The following is a 16,067-nucleotide window of genomic DNA, read 5'->3' on the forward strand; positions in this document are numbered from 1 at the left end:
GGTGGGCAGATGACGCCTTTTCCGGGCCCGGCGCCGCAGCCGGATCCATGACCGCTGGGAGGACAAACTTGCGGGTCCTAATTCTCGCCGGGATCGCCCCGTCCACGATATTCAGCCACGTCCCGCTCGGGACGGCCCTGCGTAACGCGGGACATCAGGTCATGGTGACCGCCTCGCTCGACGATCTGGTCTCGACCATCGCCGGGGTCGGGCTCTCCGCCGTACGGGTCACCGACCCCGCGGTGTCCCCCCGCGAGATCATCGCCCGGGACAGCCGGCTGCTGCGTGTCCCGGAGGACCCGATCGAGCGGGAGCAGCAGTCGGGTCACTGGTACGCGCGACTGGAGGCGGTGACCCTCGACGCCCTGCTGGCGTTCACCAGCGACTGGCGTCCGGACGTCGTCATCGGCGGGATGGCCTCCTACGCCGCACCGCTGCTGGCGAAGCGCCTCGGGGTGCCCTACGTACGCCACGCGTGGGACATCCACGACCCGCGGCTGCTCGACCTCGGCGCGACCGAAGAGCTCCAGCCCGAGCTGGCCGAGCTGGGCCTGGACGTACTGCCCGAGCCGGATCTGATGATCGACATCACCCCGCCGAGCCTGCGTCCGCCGGACGCCGCCGACGCACAGCTGATGCGCTGGATTCCGGGCAACACGCAGCGCTGCCTGGAGCCGTGGATGTACACCCGGGGCACGGACACCCGGATCGGCGTGACCATCGGCACGGGCGTGGCGACCTACCACCAGTACGACTTCCTCCAGGCCATCGTCGAGAACGTCGGCACCCTGGACGCGGAGGTCGTGGTGCCGGTGGCGGACGACGCCCTCCCCGTCCTGCAGGAGCGGCTGACGAACGTCCGGGCCGGCTGGGTTCCGCTGGACGTCCTCGCCCCCACCTGCGACGTCCTCGTGCACCAGTCCGGCGGCAGCACCATGATGACGGCGCTGAGTTTCGGGGTGCCCCAGGTGCTGATTCCCGACCCCAACCTGTTCCGGGCCAACGAGATGGCCCGCCGCATCGTGGAAGCCGGTGCGGGGCTGATGCTCTCGCCGGAGGAGGCCACCAGCGACGTCATCGCGAAGACCTGCCAGGAGATCGTCGCCAACCCGGGCTACGCCGCCGCCGCCCGCGCGCTCGCCCGCGAGATCGCCGCCCTGCCGTCCCCGGCCGAGGTGGTTCCCGTGGTCGAGTCGCTGGTCCACGAGGCACCCCCCGGAGGCACCGACTGAGCCGTCCGGTCCGCTCCGCCGCCGAGCCGTGGGGCCGCCCGACCACCCACGTTGGTGATGGCCCCGGGCAGCCGTGTGGAGGAGCCTGATCAGGCTTGAAGGCGCAGGTCACCCGACCCTGCACGCTGACTGGAGGCCGATTCGTGACACGAGCGGGAACGTGGCGCACCCTGGCACCCACCGAACAGATCCATGCCGCCAGGGAGGCGTACATCGGATACACCGTGCGCGCCGAGGGCCGGCTGGACCTGGCGGCGCTCACCACCGCGTACGCGGCCGTGTGTCAGGCCTATCCCCAGCTCGGGGCGCGGCTGGACGACGGCGACGACGGACCGGTCTTCGTCGAGTCCGACACCCGGCCGGAGCTCCGCACCGGTGGCGGGGACCTCGACCGTCCGTTGGCCGGGGTGACGCTGGACCAGCGCCGGACGCTGAGCGCACTCAACGTCGTCCGCGACGGCGACGTGGCGACCGTGTGCCTGCTGACCCATCACAGCATCGCCGACGCCAACCACTCCGTCGCGCTGCTCGCCGAGATCTGGTCCTGCTACACCGATGTGGTCGGTGGCGTGCCCGTCGAGCTGCCCCGCCACCCGTACCCACGGTCGCTGGAGGAGCTGCTCGCCGAGCGCGGCATCCGCCCGACGGTGCCCGACCGCGGACCCGCCCCCGGGCCGATGGCGATGGCCGCGCCGTCGACCGACCCGGACCGGAGCGCCTTCGCCCGCAACGGCGTCCAACACCGCCTGACGGCGGCGCAGACCACCGCGCTGGCGGAGCTCGGCCACCGGGAACACGTGACGATCAACGGGTTGCTGGCGGGCGTCCTGCTCCTGGTCGAGGCGGACCTTCGCGACCTGCCGCTGACCGAGCTGGTGTACCGGTTCACGGTCAACCTGCGCGGGCACCTGACCCCGCAGGTCGGTGCGACCGAGGGCACTAACGTGTTGGGCGGTTCCGGGTTCGTCGCCACCGACGACATCGGGCCCGACGCGGTGACGCTCGCCCGGGCGATCGGTGAACGGCTGCGGGCGGGCCTGGCCGACGGGTCGATCCAGCGCAGCCTGCTGGACCTGTTCAGCCGGTCCGCGCCGGAGGCGAAACCGTGGGACCCGGGCGCCGGACCCGTCGCGGTCGGCATGATGAACTGGGGCCTGGTGCCGCCGATGCGGACGCCGGACGAGCTGCGGCTGACGAACTTCCACGCCGTGTCCAGCATCAGGGAGTTCTCGACCCTGGGCGGGTACGTCGTGAACACCTTCGACGGACGGATCGGCATCGACATGTTGTGGCCGGAGGGGGACGCGGACCTGCCGAAGCGCCTCGACCACCTGCGGGAGCAGCTCAGCCGGCTGAAGTTGCCGCGATGAGGGCCGCAGCGGTCACCGGCGCCCACCGTGCCTGCGGAGCTGGCGGTCACCCATGACGCCACCGGGCCTGACCAATCGCAGCATGACGGTACGGCCGCTGGACATCGACGGCGCGTTCCTCATCTCGTCCCGGTCGTTCACCGACGACCGTGGGGTGTTCTTCGAGGCATACCGGGAAGACGTGCTGGCCGAGGTGCTCGGGTACCCACCGAAGCTCGTCCAGACCAACTACTCGGTCTCGCACCGGAACGTGCTGCGGGGCGTACACGGGGCGGCCGTCCCGCCGGGCCTGGCCAAGTTCGTCACCTGCGTCCGGGGCTCGATGCTCGACTTCGTGGTCGACCTGAGGACGGGCTCACCGACCTTCGCGAAGTGGGACATGATCGTCCTGGACGGGCGGGGGGCCTCCTCGATCTATGTGGAGGAGGGGCTCGGGCACGCCTTCGTCGCGCTGGACGACGACACCTGCGTCCAGTACCACCTCTCCGAGCTCTACCGGCCGCAGGACGTCATCACGGTGCACCCGCTGGACCCCGAGATCGGCCTACCCCTCAGGCTCCCCGGTGCGCCGGTCCTGTCCGACCGGGACGCCGCGGCGCCCTCGCTGCGCGAGGCTGTCGAACGGGGCCTGTTGCCGGGCTACGACGCCTGCCTGGCGCTCCGGGCGACCCGCGCACACCAGTCCGTCACCCCCGAGGTGCCGGTCGGGTCGTGGACCGCCGGCTGACAGGAGGATGGCGGGTGGCCGGAAGGCCACCCGCCACGCCCCGCCGCGCGAGTGGTCAGCCCACGCCCTCGGCGAGTCGGACCAGCGACGCCCGCAGCGCCTGGCCGAGGTAGTCCAGGTCGGCGTCCGTGGCGTTCAGCGGCGGTGCCACCAGCAGGCCCTCACCGCCGCCGCCCCGGCGGTACCCGACGAACGGATAGAGCAGCAGACCGTTGCTCCTGGTGATCCGGAGAGCCTCGCCGACGGTGCCCGGGGCCAGTTCGATGCCGTGGAAGTAGCCGACGCCCCGGACGTCCGTCACCACGGGCAGATCCCGGGTCACCTCGGCCACCACCTGGGTGACCGCCGCACCGCGTACCTGTTCGCGGTCGAGGGCGCCGAGCTCGTCGAGCACCGACAGCACGGCCAACCCGGCCCGTGCCTGTAGCGGGGTCGCCGACATGGTCCCCATCAGCGGCAGCCACGCCCCGCTGGACAGGATGTCCTCGGCCAGGTCCAGTGCGATCATCGTGGCGGCCAGCGGGACGTATCCCGCCCCGAGCCCCTTCGACAGCGTGACGATGTCCGCACGTACCTCCGATGCGTGGTGCGAGGCCAGCGGGAGCCCGGTACGACCCAACCCGGTGAGCACCTCGTCGTGGATGAGGAGGACCCCGTACTCGTCGCAGATCTCGCGGACCGCCCGCAGATATCCGGGCGGCGGGGTGTAGCCGCCTCCGGTCGTGCCGTTGACGGGTTCCATCAGCACCGCGGCGACGCTGTCCGGGCCGGCGTCGACGATGGCGTCCCGGACGGCCTGCGCGCACTCCACCCGGCAGGTGGGGTACGGGCAGTCGAGATGCTGACCGGGGTAGGGGGGATCGAAGGCCGGTCCGATGCCGAAACTGTCGTCCTCGTGTGGCCGCCGGGAGCGGTGACCGGACAACGCGAGCACGAACGCGCTGTTGCCGTGGTAACCGAGCGACGCCGTCAGCACCCGGTGCCGGTTCTTCTCACCCCGTGACCGCTGGACCAACCTGGCCAGGGCGATGGCGGCCTCCACGGCATGGGTGCCGGTGGGGGTGAACATGACGCGGTCGTCCGGCCGGTGCACGGCCCTCGCCGTGGCGGCGGCCAACTGCTCCATGCCGCTGGCCAGCAGCGAGCCAGGACTGGCGTACGTGCAGATTCCGACCTGGTCCCGCAACGCCTCGACCACGGTGGGGTGGGCATGGCCGATGTTCACGTTGATGATCCCACTCGACGCGTCGAGATAACGCTGCCCGGTCGAGGCGAAGATCCAGGAACCGGCGGCGTGGCTGTACGGGATGGGGGGAATCTGCAGCCGGGCGGCCAGCAACTGTGAGGCGCTCGCCGGGTCACCCATGGTCCCGCCCCCCGACCACCCTGTCACGGACACTGAACAGCTGCATGCGGTACTCCTGCCGGTCGGCGCGGGCCGGCCCGCGATCGGGATCGAGTTGTTTCGGTATGGTCCGACCGGGGGGCAGCGCCGGCACTGTCCCGATCGGCCGCGGTCACCTGCGGCTCACGACGACCCCTCCCGCCGACCGGTGGCGACCCGGGCGGCGGTGCGGTCGACACAGTCCCTCGCCCTGATGCGGATGTCGTCGACGAGGACCGCCTGCCGTAGCGCGTTGTCGTCGTCGCGGAGGTGCCCGGACCGGACCGCGGTGGCGAACGCGTTCACCGCGTTCGCCACCTGGTCGTCGGGCGTCAGCCGGAGCTCCTGCACGCCCGCGTGCCGCTCCAGGCGCACCACCGGGACGTGGTCCGCGGGTGGGCTGTAGGCATGCTCGACGACGATCCGGCCCTCGCTGCCCCAGAGCTGGTACTCGGACCGGTAGGAGTGGTCGAGACCGAAGGTCAACTGCGCTCCCACCCCGTCGTCGGTACACAGCAGGGCCTGTCCGCAGGAGTCGACGTGGGCGCCGTGCCGGGAGGTCAGTACCGCCGAGAGCACGTCGAGTTTGTCACCGCCCAGGAAGGACATCGCCGCGCGCACCGGATAGACCGCGGTGTCCAGCAGTGCGCCACCACCGAGCTCGACGCGGTGACGCACGTCGTCAGCCGGACGCCTCGGTACCCCGAAGGAGGCGTGGAAGGAACGCAGCGAGCCGATCGCACCGTCGGCGACCTGACGTCGGACCGCCGCGTGCTGGCTGTGGTGGAGGAACATCATGTTCTCCACCAGCACCAGGCCGCGGGAGCGCGCGGTGGCCAGCAGTTCACCCGTCCGGGCCGCGGTCGTGGTCATCGGCTTCTCGGCGAGCACGTGTCTGCCGGCGTGCAGGGCGTTCTCGATCCAGGGGGCGTGCAGGGCGTTGGGCAACGGGATGTAGACGGCCTCGACCTCGTCGAGGTCCAGCAGCGCCTGGTAACCCCGGACCGCCCGGCAGCCGTAGGGCCGGGCCGTCTCCGCTGCCGTGTCCAGGTCCCGGCTGGCGATCGCCGCGATCTCGATGCCGGGAGAAGCGGCCATGGCAGGCAGCACCCGGCGACGGGCGATGCTCGCGCACCCCATGATCCCGATCCGTACGGGCGTCACCAGCTCTCCTTCCCGGGTGTTGCGGCAGGTCGGCAACGATCGCGGTGAGACGTGGACCTGCCGGCCCGGCCGGCCCGGTCGACCCTCCCGGCAAGGCCCTTTCGGACAGTAGGACCGCCGGGGCACGGTGGGCATCCCCTGATCTGATAGCCGACGGACGGCGGGACGGCGGCGCCATCAGACCGAGGGATGCCCGGCCGATCACCCTTGTCCTAGCGTCGAGCACAGGCACGCACGCACACCAGGGCGGAAGTCGGCCTGCTGCGCCCCGGACCCGAGGAGAGGCCCCAGCGCCCGGACCGTCGTGGGGTGGGACCTCACCACCAGTTGCCGGTTGCGGGGCGGCTGGCCCGGCGAGCAGGCACGACATCAGGGGGATCCTGTGATTGACAGCTCTGGCGCGAGGCACGCCGTCCTGGAAGCGGAACGGGTCGGTCGGGTCACGGCCCCGGCCGACGACGCGGTGATGTCCATGGCGGACTTCCATTCGTGGTTCAGCGCACGCACCAGGGCGAACAGCTTCCGGGTGGACCGGATTCCGTTCGCGGACCTGTCCGGGTGGGACTTCGACCCGGACACCGGCAACCTCGTGCACGCCAGCGGACGGTTCTTCTCCATCGAGGGCCTGCGGGTCCGGACCGACCGGCCGTGGGCGGGCGAGTGGGCCCAGCCGATCATCGTGCAGCCGGAGATCGGGGTGCTCGGCATCCTGGTGAAACGGATCGACGGTGTCCTGCACTGCCTCATGCAGGCCAAGATGGAGCCGGGCAACATCAACGGCCTCCAGCTCTCGCCGACCGTGCAGGCCACCCGCAGCAACTACATGAGGGTCCACGGCGGCGCCGACACGAAGTACCTGGAGTACTTCCGACCCGGCTCCCGCGGCAGGGTGCTGTTCGACGGTTTGCAGTCCGAGCAGGGGTCCTGGTTCCTGCACAAGCGCAACCGCAACATCGTCGTCGAGACCGAGGAGGAGGTGCCACTCGACGAGGACTTCTGTTGGCTCACGCTCGGTCAGATCCGTCGCCTGCTGCTCCTGGACCACATGGTGAACATGGACTCCAGGACCGTCCTGGCGTGCATCCCGCCGGCGCTGACCGGACCGGACGTCCAGGACGCCGGCGACGACCCGTTCACCCGCGCGGTCCTGCGGTCGCTGGCCGGTCACGGTAGCGCCGCGCACGACACCGGGACGATACTCAGCTGGCTGACCGAGATGCGGTCCCGGCAGGAGATGGTGCAGCGTCGGGTGCCACTTCGGCAGGTCACCGAGGACGGCTGGCGGCTCGGCACCGACGTCATCGACCACCGCGACGGCAAGTACTTCGACGTGATCGCGGTGGCCGTGCAGGCGAGCAGTCGCGAGGTCGCCGCGTGGACCCAGCCACTTGTGGCACCCAGACAGGCCGGTCTGCTCGCGCTGCTGGTCAAGCGGATCGGCGGGACGCTGCACGCGCTGGTACAGGCGCGTAGTGACGCGGGCATGCTCAACGTCGCCGAGCTGACCGCCACCGTGCACTGCCAACCGGGCAACTACGTGGACGTGCCGGCGGAACACCGTCCCCGCTACCTCGACTACGCGCTCACGGCCACCGCCTCCCGCGTCCGGCTGGACGTCCTGCACTCCGAGGAGGGCGGCCGCTTCCACCACGCGCAGAACCGTTACCTGGTGATCGAGGTCGAGCCCGACTTCCCCGAGCCCGACGACCGGTACCTGTGGGTCACGCTGTACCAGCTCACGTCGCTGCTGCCGCACAGCAACTACCTGACGGTGGAGCTCCGCAGCCTGATGGCGAGCATGCGGTGTCTGGCGCAACGGCTCTGAGAAACCCGGCAGGGCCGGCCGACGGGTCGCCCGCCGCCCGGCCGGTCCTGCCCGGCTGCTGCCGCGTCAGCCGGTCCGCATCGGCGCACCGGCGGGCGCGGTCACGTGTAGCTGGTCACGCAGGTCGTCCACCAGGTCCCTGAGGCCACCGGGGTCGTTCGCCGCACCGAAGACGTGGTGATCGGGACGGACCAGCAGGTACGACACCGCGAACCGGGCCAGGTACGGGCGGTAGACCTCGTCCACGTCCACCACCCCGTCCCCCGGCGCGTCCCCGGGGGCCAGCAGCCGGACCAGGTGGGTGTCGAGTTCGGCGAGGAAGGCCAGTCGGTCCCCGTCGAGTGCGGTGCGGGGATCCCCGGTGGCCAGCAGGACGAAACCCCGGCCGACGACATCGTCGAACAGCCCGGTGGTGTCGTTGCGCGTCACCCGCCCCTGCGGCACTACCGCACCCGCCGGTGGCTCGGCCGCGTCGGCTCCGGGCCGTCGGTGCAGCAGCCCGGTCGAGAGCGGCTTCGCCGGCTCCGGGCGGCCCGCCGGGCGTCCGCGCCGGTTCGCCAGCACGGTGGCGTCCCGCTCGGCGGCGGCGGCCGGATCGGTCACGCAGATCACCCGGCCCAGCTGGACCGATGCCAGGATCGCGTCCCGGACCTGCGTACGCCGCTCCTCGGTGTAGCTGTCCAGCAGGGACTCGGCCACCGTCCCGCGGAGGACGAGGTCGAGCTTCCAGGCCAGGTTGACCACGTCCCGGATACCGGAACACATGCCCTGCCCGGCGAAGGGCGGCATGAGGTGGGCGGCGTCGCCGGCCAGCAGGACGTGCCCCACCCGCCACTGCTCGGCCCACCTGGCCTGGAAGATGTACGTGGTGCTGCGCAGCAGGGTGGCGTTGTCGGGGGTGACGCCGTACGGCCTCAGCAGACGCCAGGCCGTCTCGTCCCGGTTGAGCTCGGCTGTGCTCTCGCCGGGCAGCCGCATGAACTCCCAGCGTCGCCGCCCGGGGCCGCTGCCCACCTGGGTGGTCGGTCGGGCCGGATCACAGAACTGCACGTTGGTGGGGACGAACTCGCGCGGTTCGCGGAGCTCGACGTCACAGAGCAGCCACTCGTAGGAGAACCCGAGGTCCGTGACGGCGACGTCGAGGTGGTGGCGGACGAAACTGTTGGCGCCGTCGCATCCCACCACCCAGCGGGCGGAGAGCACCCGGGTCGCACCGTCGTCGTCGGTGACGCGTACGTCGACCAGCTGGTCGCGGTCGGTGATGCCCACCACCTCGTGGCCACGGAGCACGGTGACCGCGGGAAGCGACGTCACCCGGGCGGCGACGAGTTCCTCGAGCGCCGGCTGGTGCATCGTGTTCGCGTCCGGCCAGCCGTACGGGCCGGAGGTGCTGAACACGATGTCCAGCAGGGTCTCACCGGCGGCGGTACGCCACTGGTAGCCGCTTGCCGGTTCCGTGATCCGACCGAGGTCCGGACCTATTCCGGTGCTGGCCAGTAGGCGGGCGGTCTCACCGTCGAAACTGGTCGCCCGGGGAAGCCGGTACGGCCGGGGACGGCGTTCCAGCACGGTCACCCGCCAGCCGCGCCGGGCGAGCAGCACCGACAGGGTGGCACCGATCGGCCCGTTGCCCACGATGACGACGTCCACGACGGTCATGGAAACTCCACAGGTCGGCGCTGCACGAAGGGGATCGGAAGGGGACTCGTCACGCCACGGCGGGTCTGCTGCCGACCAGCTCCCGCCGCAGCACCGCCAGCACGTCCGCGTTCCGGTCGACCAGGAAGAAGTGGCCCCCCGGGAAGATCCGGAGTTCCATCGGCCCGGTGGTGTGCTCACCCCAGGCGCGCGCCTCGTCGAGGGACACCCGGGGGTCGCTGTCCCCGGTGAGGACTGTGACCGGGCAGTCGAGCCTCCGGCCGGGGTCGTGCCGGTACGTCTCGATGGCGTGGTAGTCGCTGCGGACGGCCGGCAGGATCATCTCCAGCACCTCCGGGTCGGCCAGCATGGTCGGTTCGGTGCCGCTCAGGTTCCGCAGCTCGGACACGATCCGGGCATCCGGCAGGTGGCGCACCCCTTCGTCCCGGTAACGGGACGGGGCCCGTCGCCCGGAGGCGAACAGGTGAACCGGGGGCGGCATGCCGGCGTCGGGCATCCGCAACGCCACCTCGTAGCCGAGTACCGCGCCCATGCTGTGCCCGAACAGTGCCAGGGGGCGGTCGTCCAGGGGCTGTAGCGCGTCGAGGATCCGGTCCGCCAGATCCGGGACGTTGTCGACGGCGGCCTCGTGACGACGGTCCTGGCGGCCCGGGTACTGGATCGCCAGGACCTCCACCGTGGAGGAGAGCGCCCTGGACACCGGGTGGAAGAAGCTTGCCGAGCCGCCGGCGTGGGGCAGGCACACCAGCCGGGGCGCGCCCTCCGGTGCCGGGTGGAACCGGCGCACCCACTTCTCGACGTGCTCCGCAGACTGAGGCACAGCCGTGTTCCTTTCCACAGGTCGCGACCACTGTTGGTGGGGGCAGCCCGCCCGGTGGGTGTCGATCAGCCCCCCGGCTCGTGTCCTCCTCGGTGCCTTCGGTCGAGCCGGCGACCGGCACGGCCCTTCGGAGGGTAGGACCGGCGTGGGGCGGTGGGCATCCCCAGATCTGACAGTGCGGTGTCGTCGACGGTGCTATCAGGTCTGGGGATGCCCACCGATCGGGTCTGTCCTAGCGTGGAAGAACCACGCAGGTCGTTGTCGGTGGCAGGTCGAGCGGACCGCCCTGAACTGAGAGGTGTTCCTTGAGTGTGATGCTTCTCCTCAACGGTCCCAACCTGGGTGCGCTGGGCCACCGCGAGCCGGAGATCTACGGCACCGACACCCTTGCCGACGTCGAACGGGCGGTCGCCGAAGAGGTGGGTTCCCGTGGCTGGGAGGTCGTCTCGGTGCAGCGTGACGGGGAGGGCGAGCTGGTCGGCGCGATCCACGAGCACCGGGACACCACGGTCGGCGCCATCGTCAACCCCGGAGCGTTGATGATCGCCGGCTGGAGTCTGCGGGACGCCCTGGCCAGCTACGCGCCACCGTGGATCGAGGTGCATCTCAGCAACGTGTGGGCGCGCGAGCAGTTCCGGCACGAGTCGGTGATCGCCCCGTTGGCGAGTGGGGTGGTGGTGGGGCTGGGTGCCTACGGGTATCGCCTCGCCGCCCAGGCGTTGTTGCACCTCTGCACGCCGGCCTGACTCAGGATTCGAGTGTTCTTCACGAATTACGTGATTCCCCTGCCACGCCACGGCGGACCTCGAAATGATGTCCCCGGCCTCAGGCGCAGGCCGATGGGGTGACTATTCGGGCATTTTATTCGCGCGTGACTCCCGGTTACGATTTCGGATCTTGGTGGCCGGTGTCGCCGCGCGGGCCGCGCCCGGTTTTGTCTTCATTCCGACGTGCGCACAACGTTACCAGGGGGTAACATCTGATCGACATCAGCCTATATGCAGGCAGTCTTTCTGTCCACACTCCGGGAATTTTGATCAGTGTCCTACTTGGTAACCAGAGGAAACGTCCGGCGGCGGTGACTTCGCAATCCACCCTGGACGCAGCGCGTCGGCGGTAGTACTGTCGGTCACGGGTCAGCCGCCCGTGGTAATTGTCAAGAGGGCAACTGTCCGGAAAACAGGAACCACTGGGGAGGATCCTTGTCGTCTTTGCTGACGCCGGCGCCTGCCGGCGTGGAGATTCCCGGTGACCGCAACCGCTATGCATCGCAGGTGCCATTCCCCCAGAACCCCTTCGTAGGGTGCGGGGACGAGCCCGGATCCCATTCGTGTGCGACCGCCCGGCTCTTTCGCCGTTCCGCCTTGTGGTGGTACGGGGGTCGCCTCGACGCGGGCTTGCACTATGCCACCGAGGCCGTCGGAGTGAAGTGTGAAGAGGGCCACGAATTCTGCGAGCTGACTCCCTATTGGCGAGTCGCGTTGCTGACGAAGGCCAGGGATCTCGAGGTCGGCTGGCGGCTGATGGACTCCCTGGAGCGGCACCGGGAGGAGTCGGACTCGCAACTCGTCGCCGCGACGTCGCTCATCATCCGGGGCGAGCTGCTGTTCGCCATGGGGTGTGTCGACGACGGTCTCGCCGAGGTGACCGCGGGGCTGCAGGTCGCGGAGCGCTGCGAGGCCCGGTCCCTGCTGCCCACCGGCTATGTCGTACTGGCACTCGCCGCGCTCCGCCGGGCGGACATGAGGACCTGTCTCACCTATGTGGACAAGCTGACCGGTGAGGCCCTGCTGGGTTACTTCGGTCAGGCGGCGGGGGCGTGGGTGACCGCCCAGGCGGCAGAGGCCCGGGGCGGGGTGGAGCGGGCGGCGGGACTCATCGCCGGGATCGTCTCCAGTCACCTCGTCCTTCGGCAGCTTCTCGTGTCCGAGCCGGCGGCGGCGTCCTGGCTGGTGCGCGCGTCCCGGACGTTGGGCGCCGACGACCTCGCGGAAGCCGCGGCCGCGGCGGCCTCCGCCGCGGCCGCCGCGCATCCGGGGTTCAGCGTCATCCGCGCGGCGGCGTTGCACGCCGCCGGCCTGCTGGAGGAGGACTCCGGCAAGCTGCTCGAGGCCGCGAACCTCTATCCCGACCGGTGGTGCGGCGCCTCCGCCCGGGAGGACCTGGCCGGCTTGTTGGCCAAGCGGCGGTCGGAACGGAACAACACAATTCGTATCTTCGAGTCGGCGTTGGTCGCCTACACCGCGGTCGGTGCCGCCCGTGATGCCTCCCGGGTCGCCAACAAGCTCCGCGAATACGGCGTGCGACGCGGTGTGATCCGGACGGTCGAGTGCGAGGGGCAACTGCCGCACGGGCTCACCAACACCGAATTCGCGGTCGCGGAACTCGTGAGTCAGGGTCACACCAACAACGAGGTCGGCCGGCAGCTGTTCATCTCTCGACACACCGTGGCCTTCCATCTCAAGAAGGTTTACCAGAAGATGAGCCTCAGCTCGCGTGTCGAGTTGGCGGCCAGCTGGAAGACAATTCAATGGCGGCATGGATCGTAGAATTGGGGAAAAAGATGGTCGAGGGGAACTGGTGAAGAAGCCGACGCCGGATGAGATTGGCCATGGCTATGACGCATTTGCGGATCTGCTCGACCAGCTCTGGGGCGAGAATCTGCACCATGGTTACTGGAAGGACGCGTCCGAAGACGTGTCGGTGGACGAGGCCGCCAATCGGCTGACCGACAGGCTCGCCGGTCTGCTGACCATCGAGCCGGGTGATCGTCTGCTCGATCTCGGTTGTGGTATCGGGGAGCCGGCCATGAGGCTGGCCGCGGCCCACAAGATCGAGGTTGTCGGGGTCTCCATCAGTAGGCGGCAGGTGGAGCGGGCGAACGACCGTGCGGTCTCCGCCGGGCTGGCCGACCGGTTGTCCTTCCAGTTGGCCGACGCGATGGATCTCCCATTCCCGGACGAGTCCTTCGACGTCGTCTGGGCCCTGGAGTCGCTGCACCACATGCCGGATCGGGCTCATGTCCTCCGGCAGGCGGCCCGGGTACTGCGGCCCGGGGGGCGGTTGGCGATCGGTGACTTCATGCTGCTCCCGAGCGACGACGGGTACGAGGCGGGTGCCGCCCGCGTCAACCAGGCCAGCAAGGGTGTCCTGTCGGTCGTCAGCCTCGACGACTACCTCTCCCTCATCCGCGCCGCCGGGCTCGAACCCGGCCCCACCGAGGACGTCAGCAAGCACACCCGGCCGTCCTGGGGCAAGGCGGCGGAGCGGTTCGGTGCCCTGCGGGAACAGGCCCTGCCGCACATCGGGGCGGAGCAGTTCGATCTCACGCTCTCCCGGTTCCACGCGTTCAGCGCGGAGCCGTCGCTGGGATATTCCCTCCTGACCGCCCGGAAGCCTGCCTGATCGACCACGACCCGCTGGTGGTGGCGGGTGCGGCCGCCGGCCCGCCGGTGGCGGCTCGCCCCCACCCCAGGTGAACACCGTATTGACCAGGCAGTGGGGAAAGCGTTGCGCTTTCCTCGGAACCGAGATGGGGCAGGTGGGAGCATGCAGACGACAGAAACGACGTTACGCGGCCTGTTCGGCAGGATGGTCGGTGACGAGAAGCACGGGTGGGCGGCGGCGTCGACGCTGCATGCCATCTGGGTGCTCTACGACCGGGTGCTCAACGTCTCGCCGGCGAACATCGACGACCCGGACCGGGACCGGTTCTTCCTCTCCAAGGGTCACGGGCCGATGGCCCACTACGCGATGCTCGCCGCGAAGGGGTTCATCGCCCCGGAGACGCTTGACACCTGGGCGCAGCTCGGTTCGCCACTCGGTCTCCACCCGGACCGCACGCTGGTGCCCGGCGTGGAGATCAGCAGCGGCTCGCTCGGTCACGGGCTCCCGCTGGCGGTGGGAACCGCCCTCGCGCTGCGTGCCGAGGGGCGGCGGGCCCGCGTGGTGGTGCTGATGGGCGACGGCGAGTTCGACGAGGGCAGCAACCACGAGGCGATCGCGATCGCCGGTCGTCTCGGGCTGGACCGGATCACCGCGATCGTGATCGACAACCGGTCGGCGAGCCTCGGCTGGCCGGACGGCATCGCCCGGCGCTTCGAGGTGGAGGGCTGGCACGCGGCCACCGTGGACGGACGCGACAACGACGAGTTGTACCGGGCACTGACCCGGGAACCCGACGGACGACCGCAGGCAGTGGTCGCCGAGATCCGCGAGATCCGGGAAGGGAGCGCGGCATGAGCATCCAGGTGGACAGGAAGCTGATGCGGTCCGTCTTCGTCGACACCGTGATCGAGTCGCTGGCGACCGATCCCAAGGTGGTCCTGCTGACCGCGGACATCTCGTCCTGGTCGTTCGACGAGGCCCGGGTCACCTACCCCGACCGGGTGATCAACGTGGGCATCCGCGAGCAGGCGATGATCGGGATGGCCGGTGGCCTGGCGCTGAACGGCTTCCGGCCGGTGGCGCACACCTACACGCCGTTCCTGGTGGAGCGTCCTTTCGAGCAGATCAAGCTCGACCTCGGGCACCAGGACGTCGGTGCCGTGCTGGTCAGCATCGGCGGCTCCTACGACGACCTGCCCCGGGGCCGGACCCACCAGGCCCCCGGCGACGTGGCCCTGTTCGACACGCTGCCCGGCTGGACCGTGCACGTGCCGGGGCACGAGGACGAGGCGGAGAAGTTGATCCGGGACGCGCTGGCCGGCGACGGGCGGGTCTACGTGCGCCTGTCCGACAAGGCCAACGCCGAGGCGGCCCCGGTGCTGGACGGCTTCACCGTGCTGCGGCAGGGCAGCGCCGGCGTGGTGGTCGCCGTCGGGCCGGTGTGCGACGACGTGCTCGCCGCGACGTCCACGGCGGACGTGACGGTGCTGTACGCCTCCACGATCCGGCCGTTCGACCACGCCGGCCTGCGCGCCGCGGTGACCGGCGCACAGCCGAACGTGGTGGTGGTCGAGCCGTACCTGCGGGGGACCTCGGCGCACGAGGTGGCCGAGGCGCTCGGCGACGTGCCCCACCGGCTGCGGTCGCACGGGATACGGCGGGACGAGGAGGTGCGTGCCTACGGCAGGGCCGCGGACCACGACCGGCTGCACGGTCTGGACGCCGCGAGCCTGGCCGAGTCGATCGGCGACTTCCTCCGTTAGGCCCGTACCGCGCAGGGGTGGGCGCCGGCTGTCGGACCGGCGTCCCCACCCCGCCGGGCGCGCCGCCCCGGACGACGGGTGCGCGCCCGTCGGACCCGGACCCGCGCCACGTCGACGCGGGAGCGGGCGGTCCGCCGCGCCGGTGGCCACGCCGGGTCACGGCCGCGTCCGACGGCCTTTACCATGGAGGCTGCGCCGAGGGCGTTGCCCTTCCGGTGGTCTCGTACTGGTGGTTCCTGTTCTGTGGGGTGGTGGTCGCGGTGGCGGTCGGCATGATTCTCAGCTTCGACGACGTGAAGGGTTACGGTTTCATCCGGCCCGAGGGCGGTGGCGAGGACGTCTTCGTCCACGCGAACGACTTCGGTGACCAACGTCCGGCCGTGTCGCCGGGCATGCGCGTGGAGTTCGAGTCGGTGGAGGGCAACCGCGGCCTCAAGGCGCTGTACGCCCGGCTGCTCAACCCGGGGGCGGGGGCCCCGACGCGTCCGGTGGTGATCCACGGCCCGACCGCCTCGCCCCGGTCGTCGGCCGACGACCGGGGCGACGACGACGAGTGCGACGTGCTGACCTCCGCCGCCTTCCGGGCCGCCATCACCGATCTTCTCGTCGAGCAGGTGCCGACGCTCACCGGCGGCCAGATCAGCCAGATCCGGCAGCACCTCTCGCAGCTCGCCCGCTCGCACGGGTGGATCGAGGACTGACCCCGTCGCCACCCGGGTCCACCGCGGTGGACCCG

14 protein-coding genes are annotated in these 16,067 nt (G+C 70.5%); 10 read left to right on the forward strand and 4 right to left on the reverse strand.

Going from position 1 to position 16,067, the window contains the following annotated elements; translation table 11 throughout:
- Window positions 1-68 precede the first annotated feature (68 nt).
- From OHQ87_RS06465 to OHQ87_RS06475, 3 genes are all read left to right on the forward strand, one after another.
- Window positions 69-1,232 carry a nucleotide disphospho-sugar-binding domain-containing protein gene (locus tag OHQ87_RS06465; RefSeq protein WP_328345853.1) on the forward strand — a complete coding sequence of 388 codons (1,164 nt, stop codon included), beginning with the start codon at window positions 69-71 and terminating at the stop codon, window positions 1,230-1,232.
- Between the two features lie 143 nt (window positions 1,233-1,375).
- Window positions 1,376-2,602 (forward strand): phthiocerol/phthiodiolone dimycocerosyl transferase family protein, encoded by a 1,227-nt coding sequence (locus OHQ87_RS06470; protein ID WP_328345855.1) that lies wholly within the window; start codon window positions 1,376-1,378, stop codon window positions 2,600-2,602.
- Between the two features lie 82 nt (window positions 2,603-2,684).
- Window positions 2,685-3,329, forward strand: a complete 645-nt coding sequence (locus OHQ87_RS06475; RefSeq protein WP_328345857.1) for a dTDP-4-dehydrorhamnose 3,5-epimerase family protein — start codon at window positions 2,685-2,687, stop codon at window positions 3,327-3,329.
- A gap of 55 nt (window positions 3,330-3,384) precedes the next feature.
- On the opposite strand, the gene OHQ87_RS06480 is transcribed toward OHQ87_RS06475, so the two are convergent.
- A complete protein-coding gene (locus tag OHQ87_RS06480) occupies window positions 3,385-4,695 on the reverse strand; it encodes an aminotransferase family protein (protein WP_328345859.1) in 1,311 nt (436 codons plus the stop codon).
- 162 nt (window positions 4,696-4,857) lie between these two features.
- Complete coding sequence (locus OHQ87_RS06485) at window positions 4,858-5,877, reverse strand: Gfo/Idh/MocA family protein (protein WP_328345861.1); 1,020 nt, start codon at window positions 5,875-5,877, stop codon at window positions 4,858-4,860.
- A 382-nt stretch (window positions 5,878-6,259) separates the two neighbouring features.
- Between OHQ87_RS06485 and OHQ87_RS06490 the strand changes: the two genes are divergently transcribed.
- Window positions 6,260-7,702 carry an NDP-hexose 2,3-dehydratase family protein gene (locus OHQ87_RS06490; RefSeq protein WP_442930694.1) on the forward strand — a complete coding sequence of 481 codons (1,443 nt, stop codon included), beginning with the start codon at window positions 6,260-6,262 and terminating at the stop codon, window positions 7,700-7,702.
- Window positions 7,703-7,768: 66 nt separating this feature from the next.
- Here the strand turns inward: OHQ87_RS06490 and mhpA are convergent, their stop codons facing one another.
- Both mhpA and OHQ87_RS06500 read right to left on the reverse strand, forming a co-directional pair.
- Window positions 7,769-9,361: a bifunctional 3-(3-hydroxy-phenyl)propionate/3-hydroxycinnamic acid hydroxylase MhpA gene (gene mhpA / locus OHQ87_RS06495; RefSeq protein ID WP_328345863.1), complete on the reverse strand. Its 1,593-nt coding sequence runs from the start codon at window positions 9,359-9,361 to the stop codon at window positions 7,769-7,771.
- A gap of 49 nt (window positions 9,362-9,410) precedes the next feature.
- Window positions 9,411-10,181 (reverse strand): thioesterase II family protein, encoded by a 771-nt coding sequence (locus tag OHQ87_RS06500; protein WP_328345865.1) that lies wholly within the window; start codon window positions 10,179-10,181, stop codon window positions 9,411-9,413.
- Window positions 10,182-10,486: 305 nt separating this feature from the next.
- Between OHQ87_RS06500 and OHQ87_RS06505 the strand changes: the two genes are divergently transcribed.
- From OHQ87_RS06505 to OHQ87_RS06530, 6 genes are all read left to right on the forward strand, one after another.
- On the forward strand, window positions 10,487-10,927 hold the full coding sequence (locus OHQ87_RS06505) for a type II 3-dehydroquinate dehydratase (RefSeq protein WP_328345867.1): 441 nt from the start codon (window positions 10,487-10,489) through the stop codon (window positions 10,925-10,927).
- A gap of 651 nt (window positions 10,928-11,578) precedes the next feature.
- Window positions 11,579-12,730, forward strand: coding sequence for a helix-turn-helix transcriptional regulator (locus OHQ87_RS06510; protein ID WP_328345869.1), 1,152 nt, complete (start codon window positions 11,579-11,581; stop codon window positions 12,728-12,730).
- Between the two features lie 31 nt (window positions 12,731-12,761).
- Window positions 12,762-13,586 (forward strand): SAM-dependent methyltransferase, encoded by an 825-nt coding sequence (locus OHQ87_RS06515; protein WP_328348767.1) that lies wholly within the window; start codon window positions 12,762-12,764, stop codon window positions 13,584-13,586.
- 144 nt (window positions 13,587-13,730) lie between these two features.
- The gene (locus tag OHQ87_RS06520) at window positions 13,731-14,423 is read left to right on the forward strand and encodes a thiamine pyrophosphate-dependent enzyme (protein ID WP_442930695.1); all 693 of its coding nucleotides are present in this window, start codon (window positions 13,731-13,733) and stop codon (window positions 14,421-14,423) included.
- Window positions 14,420-15,331 carry a transketolase family protein gene (locus tag OHQ87_RS06525; protein WP_328345871.1) on the forward strand — a complete coding sequence of 304 codons (912 nt, stop codon included), beginning with the start codon at window positions 14,420-14,422 and terminating at the stop codon, window positions 15,329-15,331. Before OHQ87_RS06520 ends, OHQ87_RS06525 begins: the two co-directional genes overlap by 4 nt.
- 260 nt (window positions 15,332-15,591) lie before the next feature.
- Window positions 15,592-16,032, forward strand: a complete 441-nt coding sequence (locus OHQ87_RS06530; RefSeq protein ID WP_328348769.1) for a cold-shock protein — start codon at window positions 15,592-15,594, stop codon at window positions 16,030-16,032.
- Window positions 16,033-16,067: the final 35 nt, after the last annotated feature.

Source organism: Micromonospora sp. NBC_00421 (genome assembly GCF_036017915.1).
Classification (GTDB): Bacteria; Actinomycetota; Actinomycetes; order Mycobacteriales; family Micromonosporaceae; genus Micromonospora.

Excerpts from the sequence above, each read along its gene's own strand:
- OHQ87_RS06475 (WP_328345857.1), top strand. The coding sequence starts at position 2,685 with ATGACGGTACGGCCGCTGGACATCGACGGCGCGTTCCTCATCTCGTCC.
- OHQ87_RS06480 (WP_328345859.1), bottom strand. The coding sequence starts at position 4,695 with ATGGGTGACCCGGCGAGCGCCTCACAGTTGCTGGCCGCCCGGCTGCAG.
- mhpA (WP_328345863.1), bottom strand. The coding sequence starts at position 9,361 with ATGACCGTCGTGGACGTCGTCATCGTGGGCAACGGGCCGATCGGTGCC.
- OHQ87_RS06520 (WP_442930695.1), top strand. The coding sequence starts at position 13,731 with ATGCAGACGACAGAAACGACGTTACGCGGCCTGTTCGGCAGGATGGTC.
- OHQ87_RS06525 (WP_328345871.1), top strand. The coding sequence starts at position 14,420 with ATGAGCATCCAGGTGGACAGGAAGCTGATGCGGTCCGTCTTCGTCGAC.